Source organism: Rhizobium sp. BK008 (assembly GCF_014197345.1).
Lineage (GTDB): Bacteria > Pseudomonadota > Alphaproteobacteria > Rhizobiales > Rhizobiaceae > Rhizobium > Rhizobium anhuiense.
Window position 1 is genome coordinate 1,676,360 of the sequence record NZ_JACIFK010000001.1, and the last position, 22,327, is coordinate 1,698,686.

30 protein-coding genes and 1 pseudogene are annotated in these 22,327 nt (G+C 57.2%); 14 read left to right on the forward strand and 17 right to left on the reverse strand.

Annotated features, from left to right (window positions below; translation table 11 throughout):
- Positions 1–1,155 carry an amino acid ABC transporter permease gene (locus FHT69_RS08125; protein WP_047615726.1) on the forward strand — a complete coding sequence of 385 codons (1,155 nt, stop codon included), beginning with the start codon at positions 1–3 and terminating at the stop codon, positions 1,153–1,155.
- Between the two features lie 35 nt (positions 1,156–1,190).
- Entirely contained in the window at positions 1,191–1,964 is a 774-nt protein-coding gene (locus FHT69_RS08130; RefSeq protein WP_047614887.1) for an amino acid ABC transporter ATP-binding protein, read from the forward strand.
- Between the two features lie 63 nt (positions 1,965–2,027).
- Here the strand turns inward: FHT69_RS08130 and FHT69_RS08135 are convergent, their stop codons facing one another.
- A complete protein-coding gene (locus FHT69_RS08135; RefSeq protein ID WP_183905171.1) occupies positions 2,028–2,705 on the reverse strand; it encodes a hypothetical protein in 678 nt (225 codons plus the stop codon).
- 293 nt (positions 2,706–2,998) lie between these two features.
- Positions 2,999–3,238, reverse strand: coding sequence for a hypothetical protein (locus FHT69_RS08140; RefSeq protein ID WP_183905172.1), 240 nt, complete (start codon positions 3,236–3,238; stop codon positions 2,999–3,001).
- Between FHT69_RS08140 and FHT69_RS08145 the strand changes: the two genes are divergently transcribed.
- Both FHT69_RS08145 and FHT69_RS08150 read left to right on the forward strand, forming a co-directional pair.
- Positions 3,212–3,640, forward strand: a complete 429-nt coding sequence (locus FHT69_RS08145; protein ID WP_183905173.1) for a DUF3597 domain-containing protein — start codon at positions 3,212–3,214, stop codon at positions 3,638–3,640. The genes FHT69_RS08140 and FHT69_RS08145 overlap by 27 nt on opposite strands.
- Before the next feature lie 164 nt (positions 3,641–3,804).
- On the forward strand, positions 3,805–4,116 hold the full coding sequence (locus tag FHT69_RS08150; protein WP_082849734.1) for a hypothetical protein: 312 nt from the start codon (positions 3,805–3,807) through the stop codon (positions 4,114–4,116).
- Between the two features lie 95 nt (positions 4,117–4,211).
- Here the strand turns inward: FHT69_RS08150 and FHT69_RS08155 are convergent, their stop codons facing one another.
- The 3 genes from FHT69_RS08155 to FHT69_RS08165 all read right to left on the reverse strand — a co-directional run bounded on the left by FHT69_RS08155 (position 4,212) and on the right by FHT69_RS08165 (position 5,530).
- Entirely contained in the window at positions 4,212–4,391 is a 180-nt protein-coding gene (locus FHT69_RS08155) for a hypothetical protein (protein ID WP_063475497.1), read from the reverse strand.
- Positions 4,392–4,466: 75 nt separating this feature from the next.
- Positions 4,467–4,676, reverse strand: a complete 210-nt coding sequence (locus FHT69_RS08160; protein WP_047614884.1) for a cold-shock protein — start codon at positions 4,674–4,676, stop codon at positions 4,467–4,469.
- A 245-nt stretch (positions 4,677–4,921) separates the two neighbouring features.
- On the reverse strand, positions 4,922–5,530 hold the full coding sequence (locus tag FHT69_RS08165) for a DUF2026 family protein (RefSeq protein WP_097594581.1): 609 nt from the start codon (positions 5,528–5,530) through the stop codon (positions 4,922–4,924).
- 398 nt (positions 5,531–5,928) lie between these two features.
- On the opposite strand from FHT69_RS08165, the gene FHT69_RS08170 reads away from it, so the two are divergent.
- Positions 5,929–6,270 (forward strand): NIPSNAP family protein, encoded by a 342-nt coding sequence (locus tag FHT69_RS08170; RefSeq protein ID WP_097544378.1) that lies wholly within the window; start codon positions 5,929–5,931, stop codon positions 6,268–6,270.
- Positions 6,271–6,338: 68 nt separating this feature from the next.
- Here the strand turns inward: FHT69_RS08170 and FHT69_RS08175 are convergent, their stop codons facing one another.
- The gene (locus tag FHT69_RS08175; RefSeq protein ID WP_183905381.1) at positions 6,339–6,896 is read right to left on the reverse strand and encodes a dihydrofolate reductase family protein; all 558 of its coding nucleotides are present in this window, start codon (positions 6,894–6,896) and stop codon (positions 6,339–6,341) included.
- A gap of 194 nt (positions 6,897–7,090) precedes the next feature.
- A pseudogene (locus tag FHT69_RS34120) lies at positions 7,091–7,197 on the reverse strand (CopG family transcriptional regulator); the annotation flags it as partial.
- A 157-nt stretch (positions 7,198–7,354) separates the two neighbouring features.
- Between FHT69_RS34120 and FHT69_RS08180 the strand changes: the two are divergent.
- The gene (locus FHT69_RS08180; protein WP_246780713.1) at positions 7,355–7,822 is read left to right on the forward strand and encodes a tyrosine-type recombinase/integrase; all 468 of its coding nucleotides are present in this window, start codon (positions 7,355–7,357) and stop codon (positions 7,820–7,822) included.
- Between the two features lie 257 nt (positions 7,823–8,079).
- On the forward strand, positions 8,080–9,366 hold the full coding sequence (locus FHT69_RS08185) for a site-specific integrase (RefSeq protein ID WP_183905175.1): 1,287 nt from the start codon (positions 8,080–8,082) through the stop codon (positions 9,364–9,366).
- Here FHT69_RS08185 and FHT69_RS08190 read toward each other — a convergent pair.
- Together FHT69_RS08190 and FHT69_RS08195 are read right to left on the reverse strand one after the other, a co-directional pair.
- A complete protein-coding gene (locus tag FHT69_RS08190) occupies positions 9,345–9,935 on the reverse strand; it encodes a hypothetical protein (RefSeq protein WP_183905176.1) in 591 nt (196 codons plus the stop codon). The two genes, FHT69_RS08185 and FHT69_RS08190, sit on opposite strands and share 22 nt — an antisense overlap.
- 12 nt (positions 9,936–9,947) lie before the next feature.
- Positions 9,948–10,169 (reverse strand): hypothetical protein, encoded by a 222-nt coding sequence (locus FHT69_RS08195; protein WP_183905177.1) that lies wholly within the window; start codon positions 10,167–10,169, stop codon positions 9,948–9,950.
- Between the two features lie 352 nt (positions 10,170–10,521).
- Here FHT69_RS08195 and FHT69_RS08200 point away from each other — a divergent pair, with 352 nt between their 5' ends.
- Together FHT69_RS08200 and FHT69_RS08205 are read left to right on the forward strand one after the other, a co-directional pair.
- Positions 10,522–11,199, forward strand: a complete 678-nt coding sequence (locus tag FHT69_RS08200) for a hypothetical protein (RefSeq protein ID WP_183905178.1) — start codon at positions 10,522–10,524, stop codon at positions 11,197–11,199.
- A gap of 208 nt (positions 11,200–11,407) precedes the next feature.
- A complete protein-coding gene (locus FHT69_RS08205) occupies positions 11,408–11,602 on the forward strand; it encodes a hypothetical protein (protein ID WP_183905179.1) in 195 nt (64 codons plus the stop codon).
- Between the two features lie 52 nt (positions 11,603–11,654).
- Here FHT69_RS08205 and FHT69_RS08210 read toward each other — a convergent pair whose 3' ends face one another.
- Positions 11,655–11,894: a DUF6894 family protein gene (locus FHT69_RS08210; protein ID WP_183905180.1), complete on the reverse strand. Its 240-nt coding sequence runs from the start codon at positions 11,892–11,894 to the stop codon at positions 11,655–11,657.
- Between the two features lie 237 nt (positions 11,895–12,131).
- Here FHT69_RS08210 and FHT69_RS08215 point away from each other — a divergent pair, with 237 nt between their 5' ends.
- From FHT69_RS08215 to FHT69_RS08230, 4 genes are all read left to right on the forward strand, one after another.
- Complete coding sequence (locus FHT69_RS08215) at positions 12,132–12,311, forward strand: hypothetical protein (protein WP_246780700.1); 180 nt, start codon at positions 12,132–12,134, stop codon at positions 12,309–12,311.
- 240 nt (positions 12,312–12,551) lie between these two features.
- Positions 12,552–13,253, forward strand: a complete 702-nt coding sequence (locus FHT69_RS08220) for an SOS response-associated peptidase (RefSeq protein WP_183905181.1) — start codon at positions 12,552–12,554, stop codon at positions 13,251–13,253.
- 586 nt (positions 13,254–13,839) lie between these two features.
- The gene (locus FHT69_RS08225; protein ID WP_246780701.1) at positions 13,840–14,130 is read left to right on the forward strand and encodes a hypothetical protein; all 291 of its coding nucleotides are present in this window, start codon (positions 13,840–13,842) and stop codon (positions 14,128–14,130) included.
- A 482-nt stretch (positions 14,131–14,612) separates the two neighbouring features.
- On the forward strand, positions 14,613–15,644 hold the full coding sequence (locus tag FHT69_RS08230; RefSeq protein WP_183905182.1) for an IS110 family transposase: 1,032 nt from the start codon (positions 14,613–14,615) through the stop codon (positions 15,642–15,644).
- Between the two features lie 457 nt (positions 15,645–16,101).
- Here FHT69_RS08230 and FHT69_RS08235 read toward each other — a convergent pair whose 3' ends face one another.
- The 4 genes from FHT69_RS08235 to FHT69_RS08250 all read right to left on the reverse strand — a co-directional run bounded on the left by FHT69_RS08235 (position 16,102) and on the right by FHT69_RS08250 (position 19,765).
- On the reverse strand, positions 16,102–16,530 hold the full coding sequence (locus FHT69_RS08235; protein ID WP_183905183.1) for a DUF1515 domain-containing protein: 429 nt from the start codon (positions 16,528–16,530) through the stop codon (positions 16,102–16,104).
- A gap of 13 nt (positions 16,531–16,543) precedes the next feature.
- The gene (locus FHT69_RS08240) at positions 16,544–18,367 is read right to left on the reverse strand and encodes a hypothetical protein (RefSeq protein ID WP_183905383.1); all 1,824 of its coding nucleotides are present in this window, start codon (positions 18,365–18,367) and stop codon (positions 16,544–16,546) included.
- 403 nt (positions 18,368–18,770) lie between these two features.
- On the reverse strand, positions 18,771–19,052 hold the full coding sequence (locus FHT69_RS08245; RefSeq protein WP_183905184.1) for a hypothetical protein: 282 nt from the start codon (positions 19,050–19,052) through the stop codon (positions 18,771–18,773).
- Entirely contained in the window at positions 19,052–19,765 is a 714-nt protein-coding gene (locus FHT69_RS08250; protein WP_183905185.1) for a lysozyme, read from the reverse strand. Before FHT69_RS08250 ends, FHT69_RS08245 begins: the two co-directional genes overlap by 1 nt.
- Positions 19,766–19,861: 96 nt before the next feature.
- Here FHT69_RS08250 and FHT69_RS08255 point away from each other — a divergent pair, with 96 nt between their 5' ends.
- The gene (locus FHT69_RS08255) at positions 19,862–20,140 is read left to right on the forward strand and encodes a hypothetical protein (protein WP_183905186.1); all 279 of its coding nucleotides are present in this window, start codon (positions 19,862–19,864) and stop codon (positions 20,138–20,140) included.
- A 106-nt stretch (positions 20,141–20,246) separates the two neighbouring features.
- Here FHT69_RS08255 and FHT69_RS08260 read toward each other — a convergent pair whose 3' ends face one another.
- From FHT69_RS08260 to FHT69_RS08270, 3 genes are read right to left on the reverse strand one after another with little or no spacing between them, the layout of a single operon-like run.
- Positions 20,247–20,759: a hypothetical protein gene (locus FHT69_RS08260; protein ID WP_312865481.1), complete on the reverse strand. Its 513-nt coding sequence runs from the start codon at positions 20,757–20,759 to the stop codon at positions 20,247–20,249.
- Entirely contained in the window at positions 20,756–21,076 is a 321-nt protein-coding gene (locus FHT69_RS08265) for a hypothetical protein (protein ID WP_183905187.1), read from the reverse strand. Before FHT69_RS08265 ends, FHT69_RS08260 begins: the two co-directional genes overlap by 4 nt.
- A complete protein-coding gene (locus FHT69_RS08270) occupies positions 21,073–22,197 on the reverse strand; it encodes a hypothetical protein (protein WP_183905188.1) in 1,125 nt (374 codons plus the stop codon). The genes FHT69_RS08265 and FHT69_RS08270 overlap by 4 nt, the downstream gene beginning before the upstream one ends.
- Positions 22,198–22,327 lie beyond the last annotated feature (130 nt).

Below are 22,327 nucleotides of genomic sequence, written 5' to 3' on the forward strand. Positions count from 1 at the left end.
ATGTCGGTTGCCGATAAACCCTTCGTCAGAACGTCCATCCTTGCGGCCGAACCGCCCCCGCCCGGGGAAAGGGGAGCCGTCGCCTGGATACGCCGCAATCTCCTCGCAACCCCGAAAGACGTGATCCTGACGATCCTGGCTGTTGCGCTGATCGCGTGGGCCTTGCCGCAACTCATCAACTGGCTCTTCATCCAGGCTGTATGGTCCGGGCCGGACCGCACATTCTGCGCGACGACGATCCAGGGCGGCATCCAGCCTGACGGCTGGAGTGGTGCATGCTGGGCCTTCGTCAGTGCCAAGTACGATCAGTTTATCTTCGGCCGCTATCCGCTCGACGAGCGCTGGAGGCCGGCGATCGTCGGGATCCTGTTCATTGTGCTGCTGGTTCCGATGCTGATCCCGTCGGCGCCGCGCAAGGGCTTGAACGCCATTCTTCTGTTCGCCGTCCTGCCGGTCCTCGCGTTCTGGCTTCTTCACGGCGGCTTCGGCCTCGAAGTGGTGGAAACTCCGCTCTGGGGCGGGTTGATGGTGACCCTTGTCCTGTCCTTCGTCGGCATTGCCGTCTCCCTGCCCTGCGGCATTCTGCTTGCATTGGGACGCCGCTCGAAGATGCCGGTCATCCGGATGCTTTGCGTTACCTTCATCGAGGTCATCCGAGGCGTTCCGCTGATCACCGTTCTGTTCATGGCAAGTGTCATGCTGCCGCTCTTCCTTCCCACCGGCTGGAACGTGGACAAGCTTCTGCGGGCGCTGATCGGTGTTTCGATCTTCACCTCGGCCTACATGGCTGAAGTGATCCGCGGCGGCCTTCAGGCGATCCCGAAGGGACAGTTCGAGGGCGCCGATTCGCTTGGCCTCGGCTATTGGCAGAAGACGCGGCTGATCATCATGCCGCAGGCCATCAAGCTGGTGATCCCGAGCATCGTGAACACCTTCATCGGAACGTTCAAGGACACGTCGCTGGTTACCATTATCGGCATGTTCGACCTGCTCGGTATCGTCAAGCTGAACTTCTCCGATGCCAACTGGGCAAGCGCCGTCACGCCGATCACCGGTCTGATCTTCGCGGGCTTCATCTTCTGGCTGTTCTGCTTCGGCATGTCGCGTTATTCAGGCTTCATGGAACGCCATCTCGACACCGGCCACAAACGATAAGAACGCTAAAACGATAAGAATGAGGGAAAATAGTCATGGCTGAAGCTCCAGCTAAAAAGCTCACCGTTTCCGCAACGGAAGTGGCGGTCGAGATCATCAACATGAACAAGTGGTACGGGGATTTCCACGTGCTGCGCGACATCAACCTGAAGGTCATGCGCGGCGAGCGCATCGTCATCGCCGGGCCGTCGGGCTCGGGCAAATCGACGATGATCCGCTGCATCAACCGTCTGGAAGAGCATCAGAAGGGCAAGATCATCGTCGACGGCACCGAACTCACCAACGATCTGAAGAAGATCGACGAGGTCAGGCGCGAAGTCGGCATGGTGTTCCAGCACTTCAATCTCTTCCCGCACCTGACGATCCTCGAAAACTGCACGCTGGCGCCGATCTGGGTGCGCAAGATGCCGAAGAAGCAGGCGGAAGAGATCGCCATGCACTTCCTGAAGCGGGTCAAGATCCCGGAACAGGCCAACAAATATCCGGGCCAGCTCTCCGGCGGCCAGCAGCAGCGCGTGGCGATCGCCCGCTCGCTCTGCATGAACCCGAAGATCATGCTGTTCGATGAGCCGACCTCGGCGCTCGATCCGGAAATGATCAAGGAAGTGCTCGACACCATGGTGGGCCTTGCCGAGGAAGGCATGACCATGCTCTGCGTCACCCATGAAATGGGCTTTGCCCGTCAGGTCGCCAACCGCGTCATCTTCATGGACCAGGGTCAGATCGTCGAGCAGAATTCGCCGGCCGAGTTCTTCGACAATCCGCAGCACGAACGCACCAAGTTGTTCCTCAGCCAGATCCTGCACTAAGCTAGGAGCCGAAGCTTTTTAAAGGACCCGCCGCGCCTTCCGGTTCGGCGGGTCTTTTTACGTTCAGCGAGAGGCTGTCGCCTGCAACAGTCTGCAGAGACCGACAAGACCGGAATCGGAACCGCCGGAAGCAGAGCCGCTTGAGGCGGAGATATCGGCGCAACGGACAAGCATCTTGCGTTGCTCGTTGACGGGCCTCGCCCGGAAGGCCTCCAGAGTGCGGACCTGCGACGGGCTGAGACCGCCGCCAGGCACGGATCCGTCACCGCCACTTGCCGCGCCAGCCCCGTCCACCCCGCCTACCCTACCGATGGCGAGATTGGCATCGACGCCGCTACCGCCTCCGATCGAGGCCGTGGCGTTGGCATCGGCCCCATCTGAACCGCCGGCACGTGCGTTGAGATCGGCATTGACGCCGCGTCCGCCGCCGATCCTGGCATTTGCGCTTGCGTCGAGACCGTTGCCGACGCCGGCGTTGACATCGGCATCGATGCCCTGGCCGCCGCCGGCATTGGCGGTCGCATCGGCATTGACGCCGTTCGAGCCGCCGACGGAAGCATTGGCGTCGGCGCTGACGCCGCGCCCGCCGCCAAGCGAAGTCCCGACATCAGCGCTGACGGCATTGCCCGCATTCACCGACACGCCGACATCGATCGCATGCGCATAGCTTGGCGGCATGGCAAGCAATGCGCAGGTGGATGCGAGCACTGCAAAGGACATTCTATGATGGTTCTCACTCATGGTTTTCCTCCGTTTCCATTCGCCGAACGATCTGTCCGGCAGTCGAAAATCGAGGAACGCGCGTACCTTCGATCGTTGGATGCCTGCAACCTGCAGGGCGTCCATGGCAAAGCAACGTGAAGGGTTGGCGAATGTTTCGCCACACGGCACGGCAAGTCGGTCCGGCGGCCGGCAATGAAGTTACATGCTTATCGAAATACGAATTGTCCGACCGACTGTGCCGAAAACGGCCATGTCTGGCGGCGATTGGAGAGCCGACGAAGTCATTTCCCTCGCAATCGCGCCAGCAATCTTCAGGCAGTTGCAGAACCTGCAAGCAAAGCGCCGTTCTCGATGCGATTGACGGCGAGATCCATTTGCAGTTGCCGATCGGCTGCCCCTGCCCCGGATTTGGCTTTTCCATCGTCGATTGAGACCCGTAAAAATAACTCCCGTTCCGCCTGGATATATCGGGCGGGAATTCCATGTTTCAGCATGTTCTCATCTAATGGAACTGGAGGTTTAGAATGGGCATTTTCGACAAGATCAAACATGCAATCTTCGGAGAGGCGAAAGCAGCCGAACCCGTCGCTGTCAGCCCGCAACGGACAGAGCCGGCGCAAGCGCCTGCCTCACCGTCGGCGGCGCCCAGTCCGACGCCTGCAGCCGCTCCCGCTCAGAGCAAGCCCGCCACGGTCACAGTCGATATCGTGCCCCTCCTTGACGCAGCGGTGAAGAAAAGCGGCCAGAAACTCGATTGGCGTCGCTCGATCGTGGACCTGATGAAAGCCGTCGGGATGGATGCAAGCCTGACTGAGCGCAAGGAACTCGCCGCTGAACTCGGCTATACCGGCGACACCAACGATTCCGCAAAAATGAATATGTGGCTGCACAAGGCCCTAATGAAGCGGCTTTCGGAAAATGGCGGCAAGGTCCCGGCCGATCTCCTGGATTGAACGCAGCGAATGGCTGCCGCCATGATATGGCGGCGGCTATCCAGCCGCCAGAGAGATCACAGCCGGAGCAGACCGCGAAACAAGGCGTGCCCTTGCCCGCAGGCACTGGAACCAATAACGTTCCGCTCGATACTTCGATAAATCGATCAGGGAGAATAAATCCGATGAGATTGATGGCAGTCGTTGGTCTTGCACTTAGCTTGGGCTGTATTTCGGCCGCAGAATCTCCTTCAAACTATCAATCCTACAGCGGCATTCGGGTCGATACCGACCCGGTTCTTCTGGCTCGATACGAAAAAGCTCTCCAGCGGTGCGTGCCGGAGGCAGGGTCATGGCGACGCGGCTCGCCGGATCCACGAAGCCTAGATTACAACGCGGTGCTCAGAAATTGCCTCTACAGGCGCAGCTTTGTCGACAGAGGCGTCTACGCCTACCCCATCCCTCAGGTCTACTTCGATCATTTCCTGGATCGCTAAGAAGAGCTAATCAGTTCCAATCTGCCGCAGCGTCTCACGCATGAAACACAAACCCCGCCAATTTGGCGGGGCTGTATTAACACGGCTGGCAGATGTCAGCGTTTGGCGCCGCCTGGCGGCCGGCCCTTGCCCGTCTGGCGATTGCCGCTCCCGGACGCGGTCTTGGCATCGTTGCCCTGACCGAAGTTGGTGCCGCCGAGATGACCGCCGCCACTGGTGTTGGCGACCTGGCGCTGCGCTCTGCGCAACAGCGCCTCTGCATTGGTCTTGCTCATGACATTCTCCTCAATGGCCGGAAAACCCAGCCGAAATGCTGTCGCCTGCATCCGCGGTCAAAGACCAGCGGCATGTCAGGCAGCGACGATGTTGCCGGCGGAGCTTTTGCCGGAACGGCTATCCTGGATGACGTCGAAGCCAACCTTCTGCCCCTTATCAAGGGACGCCATGCCAGCCTGCTCGACGGCTGAAATATGGACGAAGATATCGGTCGAGCCGTTGTCCGGCTGAATGAAGCCGAAGCCCCGCGTCGGATCAAAGAATTTAACCGTGCCTGTGTTCATGACGGTCTCCTCTCAAGCGCATAAACAATCGCCCTCCGGCGACTGCCGGAACGGCGTAGAAATCGATTTTGAAAGGAAAGATCAGCTGGGCCGCCTGAGGCGCGAACCAAAGCTCGACAAGCAATTTCGATGGAAGAATCGATAGGCCGGCAATGTGTTTAAAACAAGTTTCTGGTGACGGTGTTGGGCGTTACAACCCGGATAACACATATAGCGGCTTCTCTTGGCCAAGACGTCAGCAGCGATCACCACGCGCCAACGAGCGCATTGCCCGAAAGCGGAACCTTTTTCAGCTTTCCGTTTTGATCGGCAACCGATATCGACGTCAGCAATTGCTTCGGCGACTTTCGAAACCAGTTCGCGGCGATCGTCGCCATATCACCGATCATCGCGTGTTTGTGCCAGGCTGCGAAACGCCGGGCAGTCGCCTCGGGTTCGGCTTGATAAAAGAAATCACCGGATTGGCCGAGATTGTTGATCGACGAGGCCATTGATGAGAGCGGACGTTGAAACATTTTCGGAGACACCGAAAGCTCTCGGGCAGTCTCGGAAAATGCCGGAGCCATGAAATCGATAACCCAACCATCCGCCTCCACCCAGCAATGGAAATTTTCCCCAGCGCCAGTCACATAGCCGTCTTCGCGGTAGTCTGCGAACAGTATGAGCGTGCCCCCGAGATTGTAAGCAGCAAGCCCGCCCTTAGGCGTGGCTTTGATTTTGTAGTGTTGTTCGAGGATGAAAGCCCCGAAGGTGCTGAAGTACATACAGGCTGTGGCAGGGTCGGCATTTTCGTTGATGAGCAGGCTATTGATAATGCGGTAAATCCGATGGTAGTCGCTCTGCTTGATCAACATGGTCGTTCACCCACAAACTCTAAGGTTTCGCGCAATCACTAGGCGACGACGCCCGCGATGTAAACGACGCGCACCGATGTCCGTGCCGATTGGCCGGGTGGCAAGCGTGATCCGAAATCCGACCGGGCCGGGTTCGAAGCACATGTAAAACCATCAAGTCTCCCGGCAGCCCCTGCTTGCCGTGGGCCATTCTGCGAACCGCAAAAACGGTGGGAGATAATGGCGACCCCTGCAGGAATGCCAAAACTCTGAAATTATGCTGTAATTTCAATGAAAATTGTTTGATCTGAGGGGCGCCGCGCAAGTGTTGATTACCTTATGGAATTTTATAAGCTGCCCCTCATTTCCGAGAGCGGATTGAGGACGCTCCAAAGGACATCCAGCATGAGGAGCATCCGATGATCCACGAATTGCGCATCTACACATGTCTGCCGGAGAGGCTGCCGGCACTGCAACAGCGTTTCGAGACCGCAACGCTGGCGATCTGGGAACGTCTCGGCATCCGCTCACTCGGCTTCTGGACGACGATGATCGGTTCTTCCAGCAACGATCTGACCTACCTGCTCGAATGGCGGTCGCTGGCGGAGCGCGAGCAGAAATGGGCCGAGTTCATCGCCGATCGGGAGTGGCGGGAAGCGAAGGCGAAGAGCGAGGCGGATGGGCCGATCGTGGCCAACATCGTCAGTTCGCTGCTGCAGCCGACACGCTTTTATCGCGGCTTCTCCAAACCGTCGGAATAACGGCCACGTGGTCCCTCCGTGTCCTTGATGCTGACGACCACAAACGAGTGATGGCTGGGCCGGCGGGCTCAGCGGCGGACGCGGTAGCGGATGTGCGTGGCCTCGGGTGTATCGATCACCCGAACGATCTCCAACTCGACGCGCGATGGTAAGACTTCGAACATTCGGCGGCCACCTCCGAACAAGACTGGAACCTGGTGTATTTGCAGTTCGTCGAGCACGCCAGCTTCCAGCGCCCGCTGCGCCGTATACGCGCCAAGCATCAACACGTCCCGGTCCCCGGCGGCGGCCTTCGCCTGCGCCATTGCGCTCGCGATCCCGTCGCTCACGTATTTGACCAAGGGATAATTCGCGACGGATGGCCCGGGCGGCCTGTGACTGGGTACGAAAATCGCGACACCGTGATTGTCACCACCCCAGTGATCGACCTGCTCCACGGTTCGCCGACCCGCCAGAATCGCACCTGGCGTGTTCCATTCGTCCCACAACTGTCCGACCGGTCCGGTCGGTCGGGAAAAATCCCCGTACCACTCGTGCAACCGCATAAAGTCGTCGCCGCCGGGATTGCCCACTTCATCGTTGGGCCCCGCGATATACCCGTCCAGTGACATGGACATGAAGAGCACTGATTTAGACACTGTTATCTCCTATGGTCTCTTTCCAAACTGGGGCCGTGGGAATTCGCTCTGCGGGGTGGGCTATTGATGCAAAAGCTCGTTCAGGCAAGCCGAGTGCGCGTGCGGACTGTCTTGATGTTCCCAAGGACGCTCGAGCGACACTGACGCCGACATCCCGAATGCGGATTTTGGGTCATCGAAATTCATGCCGACCCATCCACGTCGCCGTCTTCATCGAGGTTGTGCACCGGGAGATAGGGGTGTTCTTCTCCATCCACCGGATTATGAATCTGATCGTGTCATTGCGCGTCTACGCCGTGGACGCGGGTATCGTGAAAAACAATCCCGTCCGAGATGTGAAAATGCCAAAGGCGAAGACTGAAAGCTTCAAGCCTTGGGAAGCGGCCGACGTCGAAAAGTTCTATGCCACGCACCCGGAAGGCTCGCAGGCGCGGCTCGCCATGGACATGCTGCTTTTCACTGGCCTGCGCCGCTCGGACATCTTCCAGATCGGCCCGCAGCATGTCAAAGATAACATCATCGAGTACCGCGCAGGCAAGAATGGCGAGTGGGTTTATATTCCTGTTCACCCAGATCTTAGGGCCATTCTCGATGCGGTGAAGACAGAGCATCTGGCTTATCTGGTGACGCCGGTTCATGGCCGGCCATTTAACAGCGCGGCCGCGTTCGGGAATTGGTTCGGTCAAATGTGCGCTGAGGCGGGCGTGGATGGCCGGGCGCACGGCCTAAGGAAAACGCTCGCCCAGCTCCTGGTCGAAAGCGGCAACAGCAACAGCAAACTCAAGGCCCGTTTTGGCTGGAGAAGCGTTTTTATGGTCAACCATGACGCGGAAGGCCGACAAGCGGAAGCTCGCTATTTCGAGCGCTGCGAAACTGAACGAGAACAGCCTAACCCCTCAAACCAAATCCATTAAGGGGTTAACGCCTGAAAACAAAGCAAAAACAAATACTTGAAAATTGATGGCGACCCCTGCAGGAATCGAACCTGCGACAACCTGCTTAGAAGGCAGGTGCCTTCTGCTAACTCGGCCTATCAAAACCTATCAACAGATATATACGAACAACCTGAATCCCAAGGCTTGCAGGGCTTGTGGTGAATCGTGATAATAACAAATGCAATCACGGCCTATCACCCATCCGCCGTTACCCCGGCGTTACCCCCGAAAGTTTCATGGCAAAAACCCTGACCGTTCGCGCAATCGAAGCATTCAAAGCGACGGACGTTCGCCAGGAAATTCCTGATGGCGGCTTGCCTGGTCTCTATCTAATCATTCAGCCTTCTGGCGTGATGAGCTGGGCCATCCGTTACAGGTTTGAGGGAAAGCCGAAGAAATTCACGATCGGGCCCCTGCCCCTCTATCCATTGGCCAAGGCGCGCGAGGAGGCATCAAAGCTTTTGCGCGACGTCTCGGAGGGAAAGGACCCGTCGGCAGCCAAAGCGACAAAGAAGGCGCTCAAACTCGATATCGTGAACGATGCGCTCGACGAGTTCATCAAGCGATATGTTGAGAAGAAAAACCGGCCATCGACTATCACCGAGAGGAAGCGCCTCTTCGACAAGGACTTTCGGCCGAAATTCGGCAAGCGGGCGATGAAGAGCATTAAGAGGCAAGAGATTGTCGCGCACCTGGACGAGGTGGCTGAACGCGCGCCTATTGTGGCCAACCGGTTGCTTTCGCTGCTCCGAAAGTTTTTCAACTGGGCTGTTCAGCGCGATATTATCGACATCTCGCCGATGGAAAAGAAGATCGATAAGCCCAGCGAAGAGACGACGAGAGATCGGATTTTGACGGACGACGAAGTCCGGCTTCTATGGCTCGCATCCGGAAACATCCCGTATCCTTTTGGACCAATGGTCCGGCTTCTGCTCTTGACCGCACAGCGTCGTAGTGAAGTCTCTGGCGCCCAGTGGCCTGAAATGGATCTGGCAGGCAACGATCAGCAATGGATTATTCCGCCTGAACGAGCGAAGAACCGCAAAGAGCATTACGTTGCGCTCGCAGCCGAAGCCTTACTGGAGATAGAGGCGCTGCCAAAGATCCGGCCGGCGGAAAATGAAGAGCCCATTTTCCTTTTCACGACGACGGGAGTGACGAAAGTCTCGGGATACGGACGGGCCAAGAAAAAGATCGATGCGGAAATGCTGAAGATTGCCAGGAAGGAAGCGCAGGCGCTTGGGCGGTCTCCAGCCAAAGTCGAGCTTGAGCCATGGACATTCCATGACTTGAGACGCACAGCGGCAAGTGGGATGGCTCGCCTGTGCGTTCCCGTGCACGTTGTCGAAGCGGTAATCAATCACCGATCGGGGTCAATCAAAGGGGTTGCAGCAGTTTACAATCGCTACGACTACGCCGAGGAAAAGCGAGCGGCTCTCATCGCATGGGCGGACCATATCAAGCGGCTGACCGCAGATCGCACTGACGCGTCGAAGGCGCTTCAGGTCTCAGGAGGAAAGTGAAAATCGAGGTAGCCGCCTAGGTAGGAGGCGGCGCGATTTATTGCCCGGAAGTTAGGGTATTGCGCTTTGTATCCCCGCTTTTGGAAATACTTCTTCGTGCGGCAGTCCTCGTCCAATTCCCGCATGTTGATTTTAACGTCATAACAGCGCACGCGTACAGCATCTAAGGCCGGCACTCCGGTTTTCTTGTACGGCTTCTTCTTCCGCCGATAGCCGTAATAGCGGGCAACCGCACAAATGTTTTCCCACTCTACGCCTGGGAACGCCGCGCATATCTCGTCTCGTGTGCCGGTTGGATATAGCTTCTTCAGCCGCATCTTGTCCAATGGACCCCACAGATGGCGCTGGCGGCACAAGCCAAGAGCCTGGCAGTGAGCGCGGATGGCAGTTGCCGTCCGCGTGTAAAGGATCTGTCTGAGGGCGAAGTAGTCCGGATAGAACAGTCGACAGGCCAAATTCTCGCCTTCTGTCCAAGCCCTTTGGCCAAACAGCGTATATCCAGAACGAAGGATATGGGCGCGGAGACGAGCGGCCGACGCCGCGCCTCGTGCTAGATCAGCGAGGTGCAAAGTCCGCTCCCCCTACGAAGGCTTCTTGACTTTCATGGTTCGGTAGACGTTGAAGGTGCCGGCCTTGTCGGTAAACGCCTCGACAAGCGCAGCGGGCATTGCGTTCAATTCGCGTAGTTGAAGGGCCATATCGGCAAAGCGCCTTTTGAGCCCATCCACTTCGGAAGCTCTGACCTTTTCGATCTTGGCTTCAATTTCAGCTTTCTGTCTTAAAAGGTCTTCAAGTTCAGACATCTTGATAAATCCTCTCGCGGAACGAGAGAATTTTGAATCTCTGGCGCACGGAGTCAACAAAAAGCTGCATGTGTGCCGCTGTGTTGAGATCGAGGACAAAACGCGTATGTTAACGCGTCACATCTCAATAGGTTATAATATGTCTGAGACTAACAAACATGGCTTGGGAAGATATATAGATGAAGAAACAAAATATGAGGTTCGGCGAAAATGCAGATTTGGCTGCGTGGTGTGCGGCGCTGTACCTTATGAGTACCACCATTTCAGAACCCCGTTCGCAGAGGCCCGGATACACGATCCAGACGACATAATACTGCTATGCGATAGTCATCACAGGCAGGCAGGAACCGTTTTGGAGAACGATTGGCTTGACGCGGCAAGAAATCGACGAGCAGAAGCGCAAGAGGCCCGTTTCAAACTCGCTGGGACCACTAAACGTTTCGAAATAAGATGGCCGTCGGTTCAACTTGAAGCCACTAGAAATAGTATTCTGGTGAATGGCGCAAGCGTACTGACGCTTGCCATGCAAGACAACGACTTAGAGCCCGTCCTTTTAAGTGGCGTTTTCTGCAGCCGTGACGGTGTCGAGATCTGCCGAATTGAGAACAATGCTATCATCTCACGAGTCCCGAGCCTCGGGGATTTCAAGATAATCAGCAATCGATTTACATATAAAAACGCCAAGGATGAACAGGATCTGGCGTTTACATTGAGTAACAGTGGAATAGTGATTGACCAGATTTATCACGTTAGTGGCGGCGTCGCCATCTTTGGAAATGACAGATGTTTTCGCATCCATGACGGCGATAAACTTTTCGATGTAACGGGAACCAGGTCCGTGAAAAGAGAAGTGGCGATCGAGGTGAAAAGTGCTGGTTATTTCGACTATACCGGCGTCAATCTTGAAAAAATGCGAGTTAATGCCCGCATCAGCGGCCAGATCACAAATAGCAATCGCGCCGGTATTTCGATCGATACCCAAGGCGATGGAATCAGAATCAGCGGTATGGCCTTCGGATCTCCCGAATAGCCGAAGCAACGCCTATCTGCTGCTCATAGGCTGGCCCCGCTGCAGTTGCGAAACTCAGGATCGATCGACGACGACGTGGAAGAAGCTCCGCGTGACCTGGCCGGCGAGTTCGGCATGAACTTGACGAAGATGGCGATGTTGATGGGAGTGCCTGACCCGCGCTATTCCTGATGGGCGCCGACGCGCAAACACGAAATGGAGTATCAGCATGCCAAGCCTCGCGCAGATGACTGGTTCACTGCATATCCACAATTTCTATATCGGAAAGTTGAAGGCCAAGCAGGAGCAACTTTTCGACAGCGACCCCGAATTGGCTCAGCTTCTCGACAACGTGGCTGAGGTTCTAAGCGAGCACGTGGTCGCCTTGACAGATGAAATAGCCGAGCTGGAATACGAAGAGTAGGCTTGGTCCAGATCCTTGAGGCCGCGCTGTTTGCCTAGGTTTCCACCCCATCTCATGGATGGATGAAATCCAATGTCATCCGAATGGACATCACCGCCACGGGCTGCCGGTCGGGCCCCTCGATCGCGATTGACTTTTCTTCGTCGGGCGAATTCGGGATACCGTCCACCGCCATGTCAGAAAGCACATGGTGGGCATAGTTGAGCGCCGCGGCCAGATCGACGAATTCGAGACCATTGTCGACCTGGAACTCGCCATCGGCATCTTTGATCGAGAAATAGAATGTTGTCATGGGTTACTCCGCCGACCTACTCTCGTCCGACAACGCCAAACCGGACAAAAGGTTTGCAGGGCCGAGCGATATTCAGACGGGGCGCGGGCCGGCACCCGCAGCGCCGACCACGGAGGGCTCGTTTTTCTTGTGATTTGTTCAAATGGGCATATCATAGGCGCCATCGGTCCCAAAATTTCGGCTGCGACCGCTGAGAGATAACCGTGCTCCCGCCTAATCTAACCGGGGAGCAGCGTTATGTATCTGCAATATCTCCTTACCCTTGATGATGATGGCATCGATTTGGTCACCAACGTAGTTCGAGATTGGTGTAAGGCTCACCATGTCCCGCTGGAAAGCGAATTAGGCCGGGAGGCGCTGCGTTTTGCAGTCAGTCATGTAATTGCTGGCGAGACATCGTCGGCTGCCCTCACCTGAGGCAATGAAAATGCACGTTCATGTCAAGATTTTCAGACGCTCGGGAGGATGATTGGCAGCGAGCTCCGACCGGAGCATCGGCCTAGGAGACTTGCGAGGCGGCTTTGTCATGACACTAGTTCATCAGCCATTTCTTAAAAGGCAATTGACCCAGATGGTTGATTGTTCAACGGTTGGGCTGCCTTGACCTGGCGGGACAGGGTTATATCTAAATAGGTAGTTTCCCCAACGGAATGCCGAATGTGTAATCGCGTTTTTATCAAGGAATCGCTTCACGAACTTGCGCGTAGTTTCGCTTTCGCCGGACAAGGCGCGGTTGAAGGCTTCGTAAACGACATCCCTCGATATAACGGCGCACCGGGGCAGGCCTACCCGATCATCATCCAAGACGCGGCGCCGGACACGGGCATCATGGCGCCCGTCTTTACAATCGCGGTTTGGGGACTGGTGCCGGCATCAAGGACGCTGCGGGACCGGCGTCTCCCATTGATCAACGTTCGATGCGAAAACATTGCCAACCACGGACTGTCCGGACCTGCTTACCGGTCGCGCCGCTGTCTGATCCCAGTCAGCGGCTTCTTTGAGTGGAAGTACAACATCTCCGCCAACCGTCGTGACAAGCAACCCTTTGCTATTGGGATGAAGAGCGACGTTCCGTTCGCTCTTGCAGGCATTTGGGAGAGTTGGCGCCACCCGGTTGGCATCGATATCCGCAGCTTCGCGGTCGTAACCTGCGCCTCGAATGAAATGATGGCGACGATCAGTGGACGTATGCCGGTTATCCTGCGTCAAAACAATTATGACCGCTGGCTGTCCCCTGATCCAGATCCGGCAGATTTAATGAAGCCCTACGCGGCCGAGCCAATGACCATGTGGCCTGTCGGCATGAGTGTTAATAGCCCGAAGAACACCGGACCAGATATTATCGAGCCCGTAGTTTAGCATCGAAAAGCCCTAGGCTTGACCGAGGGACTGACCAGCGGCTTTAACCTCCGTGACTTGGCGCAGTTGATAAATAATCTGTCGACCCCGGAACAAAAGGCGTTGTAGATCGTAAATCTACGGGCCGCGCGGAGATTTGTCTTACCACAGCCACTCGACACTTCGATGTGCGACCCACCTCAACCTTAGCCCCGCCATGAAGTGGGGTTCTTTTTTGTCATTTTTGTCTACAATACCATTGCCGTACAGAATTGTACTGGAACTGTTGTCACAAAAAGGTGTTACTTGCGTCGGGAACGGATCGCGAAGGGGAGCCTCCTGTCTCCAGCAGCACACCCCTTGCGACTCTTCGCGATCCGTTCCTCTCCTGCCGGCCTTGGAGCACTATTTGTCCGGAACCGTAAGGAACTTTTCCGGCTATCTAAAGTTTGACCACGAGGACCGCACAGGCGCCCCATGGTGGGGCGGTCCGCTTCCCTCTTTCTTCCTGTGCGGTCCCGTACTCTCCAGCCCCACTTGCCCCGCTTGGCGGGGCTCCTTTTGATCCCTGGCGAGCAAAGCTGCGGTGCGGAAGTGCCTTGGCCGCATGCTGGACATGTTTGGAACCGGCGCTAAATTTTGCTTCGATTCCGGGGGCGCCACCTTGGAGGATGGGATGTTCGTGAAGTTGACCGACGGCACGATAACGCGCTGGATCAATATGGACGCTGTTATCCAGATGCGGTTCGATGACGACAAACATCAAACGGAACTATTCTTGCTTAGAGAGAACGCTGGGCCATTTTTTGTTGATGAGCCTCCGGAAGAAATCCGAACGCTGATGGACGTCGAAATCGAGCGGCTATCCCAAATTGAAAAATGGGCCCGACCAAAATGATTGTTGCAAGACGATGAGCGTTTACCATCGGTGGCCGCTGGTCAAACTGAGCAGCGGACTACTTTATCGCAGCGACGGCAACTCGCGGAAAACGATAAAACTTTGCGTCAACTGGAGCCTTTCAGCGCGCGGTCACGCAAGCTTTCGAAATAGCTGGCGCCGACCGGCCCGGTCTTGTCGGACGAAGCGCCTTCAAGCAGAAGGTCGCGCAGACGTTGCCGCGCAGCTTTATCAGCACTGATTATTTCGCGAACATGCCCGCTGCTTGGTTGAGACGGTCGGGAGGGCATCAAAATCTCCAGTTCTTGCTAAGTCGCCAGCGAGGTTGGATCTTGATTCACAGCATTTACAGCATTTACAGCATTTACAGCATTGCAGGAATGGCGACCAAGCCTTCATCACAATAACTTCGCTCCTCGGTCACATAGCTTACATGCTCCGCGCAAAAGATTGCTCCGCAACTTCAACAAGAGGATCGGAGCATGAACACCGTTGCGACAATCGGGTTGGACATAGCCAAGCAGGTATTTCAGGTCCACGGCGCGGACGCACAGGGCGCTACGCTATTCAATCGAAAATTACGACGGAGCGAGGTTCGGCCTTTCTTCGAGAAGCTTCCGCCTTGCGTCGTGGCGATGGAAGCCTGCGGAAGCGCGTACCACTGGGGTCGCGAGATTAGCGCGTTGGGGCATGAGGTACAAATTTTGCCGGCGCAGTATGTGAAGCCGTTTGTCACCCGCGGAAAAACGGATGCGGGCGACGCAATAGCCATCAGCCAAGCCATGAGGCGGCCAGATATCCGGTCGGTTCGGCTGAAGACGGCAACAGAGCAAGCGGCAGCAATGGTTTTGCGGACAAGGGTCTTGTTTGTGCGCCAGAGGGCGAATGCAATGAACGCATTGCGCGGCCACATGACCGAACTCGGCCTTATTGCAGATCGCGGCATCCCGAACATCGGCAAATTGGCCGCCGCACTTCCAGAGGAAGGTGACGCTCGCATTCCCCCGAGCGCGCGTGCCGTGCTTGAGGAGATCCTCGCTGAGATTGAGGCGCTCACATCACGAATTGAACGCATTGATAGACAAGTCGCGTCCGTGGCAAAGGAGGACGAGGATATTCGCCGGCTCACAGCTATTCCTGGTGTTGGACCTGTGACAGCATCCACTATAAAGGCGTATGTGCCTGATGCTGCCTATTTCAAAACAGCTCGACACTTTTCATCGTGGCTCGGTCTCACGCCGAAGCTCAACGCGAGTGGTGAAAGGTTGCGATCTGGCCGCATTTCCAAGATGGGGAACGTAGAACTGCGTTCCCTTCTTTACATGGGAGCGATGTCGGTGCTCATTGCCGCTCGCCGGCGTGGAACTCCATCGCCGTGGCTGCGGAGGCTTTTGGACGGACGTCCCCTGAAGGTGGTGGCAGTGGCACTAGCGAACAAGACCGCAAGGGTCATCTGGGCGTTGCTCACCAAAGGTGGAAGCTACGAAGCTCCCAGTGAACGAGCGGGAGCATAATCTCCACCAAGCTTTTCTTAAACAATACCAATAGGTGCAGGACGGTATAAGCGGCACGCGTGATAATTATGAAGTAGGACAGGCCGGGATAAAATCCGCACTGACTAAGTGCGAGGAGCCACTTCGCCACCGACTTCCCGCAAGGGACTTGGACCAGCGCTTTGCAGAACAAGGCGCTAGGCCGTGCGTACGATTGGGTCACTGCTATGGCCGCTCGATCCAAATCCTGCATCGCGGGTCGTTCAGTTTTCCGCTGAGCGGCCCGCTCCCCTGCCGGCGGGAGATTGCACCGCTCTCGTCACCGCCTTCGGGAACAAAATATGCCGCCGATCGTAATAGCATTGGGCCGTGCGGAGGTGTGTATTAGAACAGCCATGCACTTCGATACTCTGTGCGGCCCACTCGCAACCTGTACCTAGCCCGCTCCGAAGCGGGGCTTTTTTGGCGTTAGCATATCTCAGTTGATCTTCAGCCAATGCCGAAGAGCTGCAACCGCGCCATCGCTGGCATAGGCGACCATACCGCCGACAGTGAGGCCGGCGAAGGCGATCAAGCCGGAGATGCCGTAGCCGACTGTCTTGAGCCGTTTCCAGTCCTCAAGGGAGGGCTGCACTGCCGCCTGGTTTGCCTCAACCGTTTTCGTGAGCACCTTGATTTCTTCCCGTATTTGACCGTCAACGCCGCTGCTGACGGTTACCGTCATGTCGAGTAGGTGGATCTGCTTGGCCTGCTCATCGAGGCGTTTGTGGATCACCGATCGGCTTTCGTGGGCGTTCTGCTTCTCGTCGCTCAGCTCATCGCGGAGGAGAGCAACATTCTCCTCAATTCCTGAAAGTCTGCCTTCGACCCGGCCAAGGGCGCGTAGGATGTCGTCGTTGGATGTCATCTATTTCGAAGCCCTACGCTGCCAGTTTCGTCTTTTCGGATTGAGGAATGCCGCCTGAGATGCGGTCGATCATAACCGGCTGCGGATGTACCATTGACGCTGGCGTGTTCTCGCCGATCGCAGCGGCCGGCCGGACCACCGACCCGATGGGCATGACCACCGCGCTTGTGCCCTGATAGGTGATGACGTTGCCGGCAATGCTCGCAATGACTTGCGTGCTCAGTCGCGCTATGCCAGCAGGGCCGGAATAGATGTTGATCGTCTGCTCAGGCCGGAAGATGCTGGCATCCGCCACCTCTATGGTGTTGTACGTCACAACGCCGTCCGTTCCCGCCTGAACGGTCAACGTCGTGTTTGGTAACTCCATCATGCTAGGCCAGCAGCCGCCACGCGACGGTGACACCCATGCCGGGTAGGTGTCGATCGCCGCGTCGCAGCAAGACAAGGTCTTGGCGAGAATGTCATCCCGTAGCCGCCACTTGCCTGAAGCGTCGGTTCCATCGGACGGCCACGACTGGTTGGCGGAAAACACCTGGAAGTCGACATTGAGACCAAGCTCTCCGAGGCGAATGGTTCCGGTTGCCGGCGAGGTGCCGCCAGCGAAGTTGTAGGTAAACGTGGTAGACCCAGTCACCGTGATCACGACGTTTCCGTTGTAGGCCGTGGGCGTTGCGCCGGTGATGCTGACCGTTTGCCCGTTCACAAGGCCAGTCGTTGAGGCAATAGTGCCTGTTGCCACCGTGCCGACCGACGTCAAGGTGATCGTCTTTTGAATGTCCGTCCGACCAAGCGGCGGGAAAGCGACGATCCGAATTCCAGGATACTCGGTCCGCACGCGTGTCGGCAGAGACCGATAGTTCGTATTGAACCAGGTGCTATAGACCGTCGAGACATCGTTTTGACCGAGCTGGTTGGCAGCGACGGTAAATGGCCATTCGCCTCCATTGAAGGCGATAATCTCGCGAATGATGTCCCGCCGCCTGGTCGCTATCGTCGAGCCGGAACCGGTATATTCTCGAACGGACCCGGCACCCGGATAGCCAACCATCAGGTGCGGGATGCGACCTATGCCGGCCGCCGTATCAAGCCAGCGACGAAGCCAGCCGAGATTGCCGCGAGCGTCGGCGGCGGCGCTGAATTCTTGGCGCGCCTCGCCCAAGCTATCGCAAAAGACGAGGGCGACCGGCCGGCCGTCCCAATCGCCTTTGGCGACCATGAAGTCAGGGCCATAATATTGCGGCTGCGTTTGCGTCGCATAATTGGTGTCGAGCGCGGCGGTGCTGTCCGCAAGCGGGTCGGACATGAACGCCAGCAGAGATGCATTGTCGCTCGCACCCCATACACGTTCGCCGCGGTGTTTCTGGATGCGATAGACAGGCCAAATCTTATCGCCGACGGCGGTGTGGTAAAACAGCCAAAGCTCAATTTCGCTTTCTGCGGGAACGTCCGGAATAGTGATGGCATCGGTCCAAGTTCCGTTCGTCTGGTCTGCCACGATCACCGTGTTCGACGCCGAGAACTGCAGTTGGTGGAAAGTACCGGCGACTCGCATATAGAAGCCGTCCACAACCACGGAATTTCCGGGCGCACCGATGGTGCCAGTGACAACGGTTTCCTGCGGCGAGTTTCCGCCCTCGGTTCCGGCGAAACCGGAAAGATGGAATCGAAAGGTTCTGGTCTTATACGAAGGCGTGTTGACGATGATTTTGCTGCACACATAGTTCGTGCCGGACGCAGCGGTGACGATTGTGCCTGACGGCATGCGATTGCGGGTCGCGAAGAACATGTAGCGGTCGGGGTCGACAGGGCCACCGCCGCCGCTCGGGACAGTGTTCATGCTCGACCAGTTTGTGGCGCCGGCAGATGCGGCATAGGCCGCCATGGCTCCGTTGATCTCGGTATAGCTTGTGCCCAGCGCAGCGTTGATCCAGGCGAGCAGCCGACCATTGAAGCCACCATCGGCAGGAATGCCGACTTGATCAAAAAGCGCGGACCAATCGCCCTCATAGTTCAGTGCTGTGCCCGTATAGCCGCGGACCGCCGCCTGTCGATCGCCCTGTGCGCTCGTCATCGTTTCTTGCCTCGTATTTCAGTAGTGGAATTGGCCGGCCGCTTACTTCCGGCACGCAGCGTCCTGACGGCACTGTTGATTGTTCGACGCGATGGCAGGGCCGGCAGTCGGGTCCTGCGAGGCCAGAATGGCCGCTTTCGGGTCGGAGAAACGCGTAAACTGATAGCCGCTACCGTTGACCGCATTCGTCTGCTGGCAGCCCGCTATCGCGCATGAACACGCGACAACGCTCGAAAGCAGGAAGGTTCCGGAAATTCGCATTGTTCTTCTCCAAGGTGGTGATGCGGTCGAGCGCTTCCTTGGCCGCCTTGATCTGCTGTACCTGCCGCTCCTCGCGGGCGCCGATCCATTTGACGGGGTAGAAAGCAGCGGCGGCGCCGAGGACGAGCCCCAGCGCCAGGACGGCCGGGAACTTCAGACTGTCGGGGATGAGCTTGGTGATGAAGTCCATCAGTTCTTCACCCGATCCCAGACATACAGGCCGATTCCGACGATGCAGGCGAGGACGAGCACGCCGGCAAGAGCATAGGCCAACGGACCATCATGAGGGACGAACTGCAGAGCACCGGTGGACGATACCGCGGTGATCGTGCTGACGACCTTCCCGTTGATGAGTGGGGCGCGCTGCGGCAGTGCTGGCGTCCCGCTGGACTGGATATAGCCGCCCTTGGCCCAAAGCCCCGCCTCTGCCGCCCTGCGGTTCACCAGCCCGTTGCTGACGACCTTCTTGCCTTCGATTGTCGTCTTGTTCCACTTCGCCAGCTCGCCCGGCACAGCGGCGTAATCACCGGCGTTCAGCTTCTTCAGCAGCGTCGATGACTTGAAAGCCCCGACACCGGCATTGAAGGCGAACATGACGAGGGCGCCGAACTGGTTATCAGTCAGATCGACCTTCACCGAGGACGCGACGGCGCGCTCGCACGGATCGAGGTCGTTCCGCAGCCATGCAAGCGCCTGAGCTTCGGTGACGTCAGGTGCGCCGGGATAGACGTCCGGGCCGGTGTGGCCATAGCCCTGTGTTGCCGTACCTCGGATCTTCATTCCCGGGCGCAGGCGTGTCTTCTTCAGGCCTGGCTTCGGATCGGCGTCGTCATAGACAAATGGAATGAAGAACTCCCACTGCTTGAGCGCAGTTTCGGTCGTGGCGTTGACTTGTCGCGCCATTGGATATGCTCCAAATTGTGAGGAAGATTGAGACGTCGACGGTATCGACTCTCGAAATCGTTGGAGTCATGATGCCCCCATAACGGGAGGGTTATCATGGCTTACAATCTTTTCATTGCGTATGATTTGCTGCCGCCAGGGCAGAACTATGAAGCCGTGTCGAAGGCGATCATGGGTTTAGGCAAATACTACAAGTTCCAGTATTCACTCTGGTACGTGCACACCGAGCACACTCCCGAGCAAGCGTTTGCCATCGTCACCGCCGCGATGGACGCTTGGGATAAGCTTGCCGTTATCAACGCTCAAAGCGGAGTTGTTACCAACTGGGATCACCCTCCCGTCGATACGATAAACTCCATTTGGCATGCGCCATAGAGATCCGGAAATCTCACCCACGAGCGTGTAGTGGTCACCGCCGTCTCCGATTGCATTGGTCATGTCTTTCTCCTTGGGGGGGTAAAGGCCGGTGGAAATTTGCGATTTACGGTTTCTGCGGGCCGATCTGGAATGCGTAATGATGGTTCCGGCCGTCGTAGGACTTGTTCACCCAGCCGAACCAAAGCTTGAGATAGAAGCCGCCGAATAGCGGCTGATCTCGCTTCCAGCAGAAGAATCGGACACCCTTGGCCGTCTCCATGACGTACCACTGATTTTTAGGGGTATCGCTGATGGCCTGGCGGACAATGACGCTGCCATCCGCCGGCATCCCGAGCAGTTCGGATTGCCAACCGTGGGCCGGGTTTCGACAGATCCAGCACGCCCTTTGCCACCAGAGTCGCCAGCCGCTCAAGTCGGCCTTATAGCCTTTGACGCCCTGAGCAACGCCGCCGTCGAGATCCGCGTCGAGCGTCGAGAACCACTGCAGCGCGCCAGGCAGCTGCGCGCCGGTCAACAGCGATATTGCGGCCAACACAGGCGCCAGAAGATAAGCCAGGGCCACGAAGAAGAGATTGGCCGGAAGATAGATGAGATAGCGGGCGACGGGCTTGATCACAGCCGAGCCGCCGCTTCGAAGAATGCATCAATCTGCTCTTCCGTGAACCCCATGGCGGCAAACCCGGCCGCCATCATCGGTTCCGTCCGAACGAAGGTTCCGGAATACTCATAGGCGATCTGGACAGCCTTCGACTGTGTGGCAATCCACGCATCGACAGCATCGAGAAGGCCGGCAGCCAAAAGCTGAAGCTTGAACTGGCGAGCGGAAACGCCTGCGACCGGCTGCGGCTCGTTTAAACCAGCCACGCCGGCTTGAAACGCGTCGATCTCCTCTTCAGTCATTTCGTATTCAATGCCGTCAACGATTTTTCTCATCCGCGCAATCCTTCCAGGAGAACCATGCCGGCAGTAAAATTCCCAGACGAGACAAGAAGCTGCAGAGCATTTCTAGCCGTCGCCCCGGTGTGGCCTCCGTAGACTAAGTCCATCCGAGGGTTCCCGCTGGCGTACTCCGAAACAGCCTTGTAGGAAGCGCCGGCGGCTTTGTTGAAATTCGAGACGTCTATGGTCGAAAGGAACCCTGAGTTTGCATCGACGCTGGCATTGGAAACGATCATAGCAGTCGACGCCGCGCCGGCCGTTCCTGTAACTGTTGTCCCTGTCTGAACAAGGGACGAGAATGAATAGGTCGACGTCGATATGAAGGACGAGCCGTTGTCGGTACTCACCCTCAAAAGGACGTTCCCTGATCCGGGCGATGGCACATAGCCGAGGGTCATCCTGAGATGACGGTACCCATCCAGATTGGTCCAGGACACGGAAGTCTGGCCGGAAAGGGTTATCGGGGCGCCGATAGGTTCCCATGCCGACGGCTTTGCGTAGGTGTAGAATGCAGTCCCGTCGCAGACGATGTTTACCGATCCACCTTGGGGGATAGTAGCCGTCGCAAAGCCATTGATCAGTTCGGAACCATTCGGATCAATGATGATCGCACCGCCATCTGCAACGACAGTGACCGACCATCCAGCCCCCAACGTCGCAGCGGCTGTAAGTGAAAGAGTGGCGGCGGCGGTGAATCGAAGGACGGTCCCGGCATCAGCCGCAAGCGCAGTATAGTTTCCGCTTTTGGCCGCATATTTGACGCCGCCGCCAATCGTGCCTGTCGCCATTATCCCGCCAGTAACGGTAAGACCGGCCGAAGACCAGGTAGCGATTTCTACGCCGGCCGCGACAATCGCGCCAACGCCGGCCGCCTTGAGATAGATGCCGGTCGTCGGTTCCGAGGAGAATCCTGCCCCCGGCGAAGCAGCGGAGCCGCTTGCAAGCTTGATCGGCGACACCATCGGCGCCGAGCCATCGCGAGGCAGCGAGTTGGTGATTTCGTTGCCGAGGTCGGTGGTCAGCGCATTCCACGGCACCGGGTCGATAAGTTGACCGACAGAGGGTGTCGTCCCGGCGGGCTTGGAATAGACGCCGGTTGATGGGTTTCTGGGCATTCACCTTCTCCAAAAAGAAGCGGCCCCGCGAATTGCGAGGCCTCGACGGTTGTAGTAGTGGTTGCGTCATGATCCGACTTCTGCAAATCGGCTGCATCATTGCGACGACCGCATTGCTTTACGCGGTCGT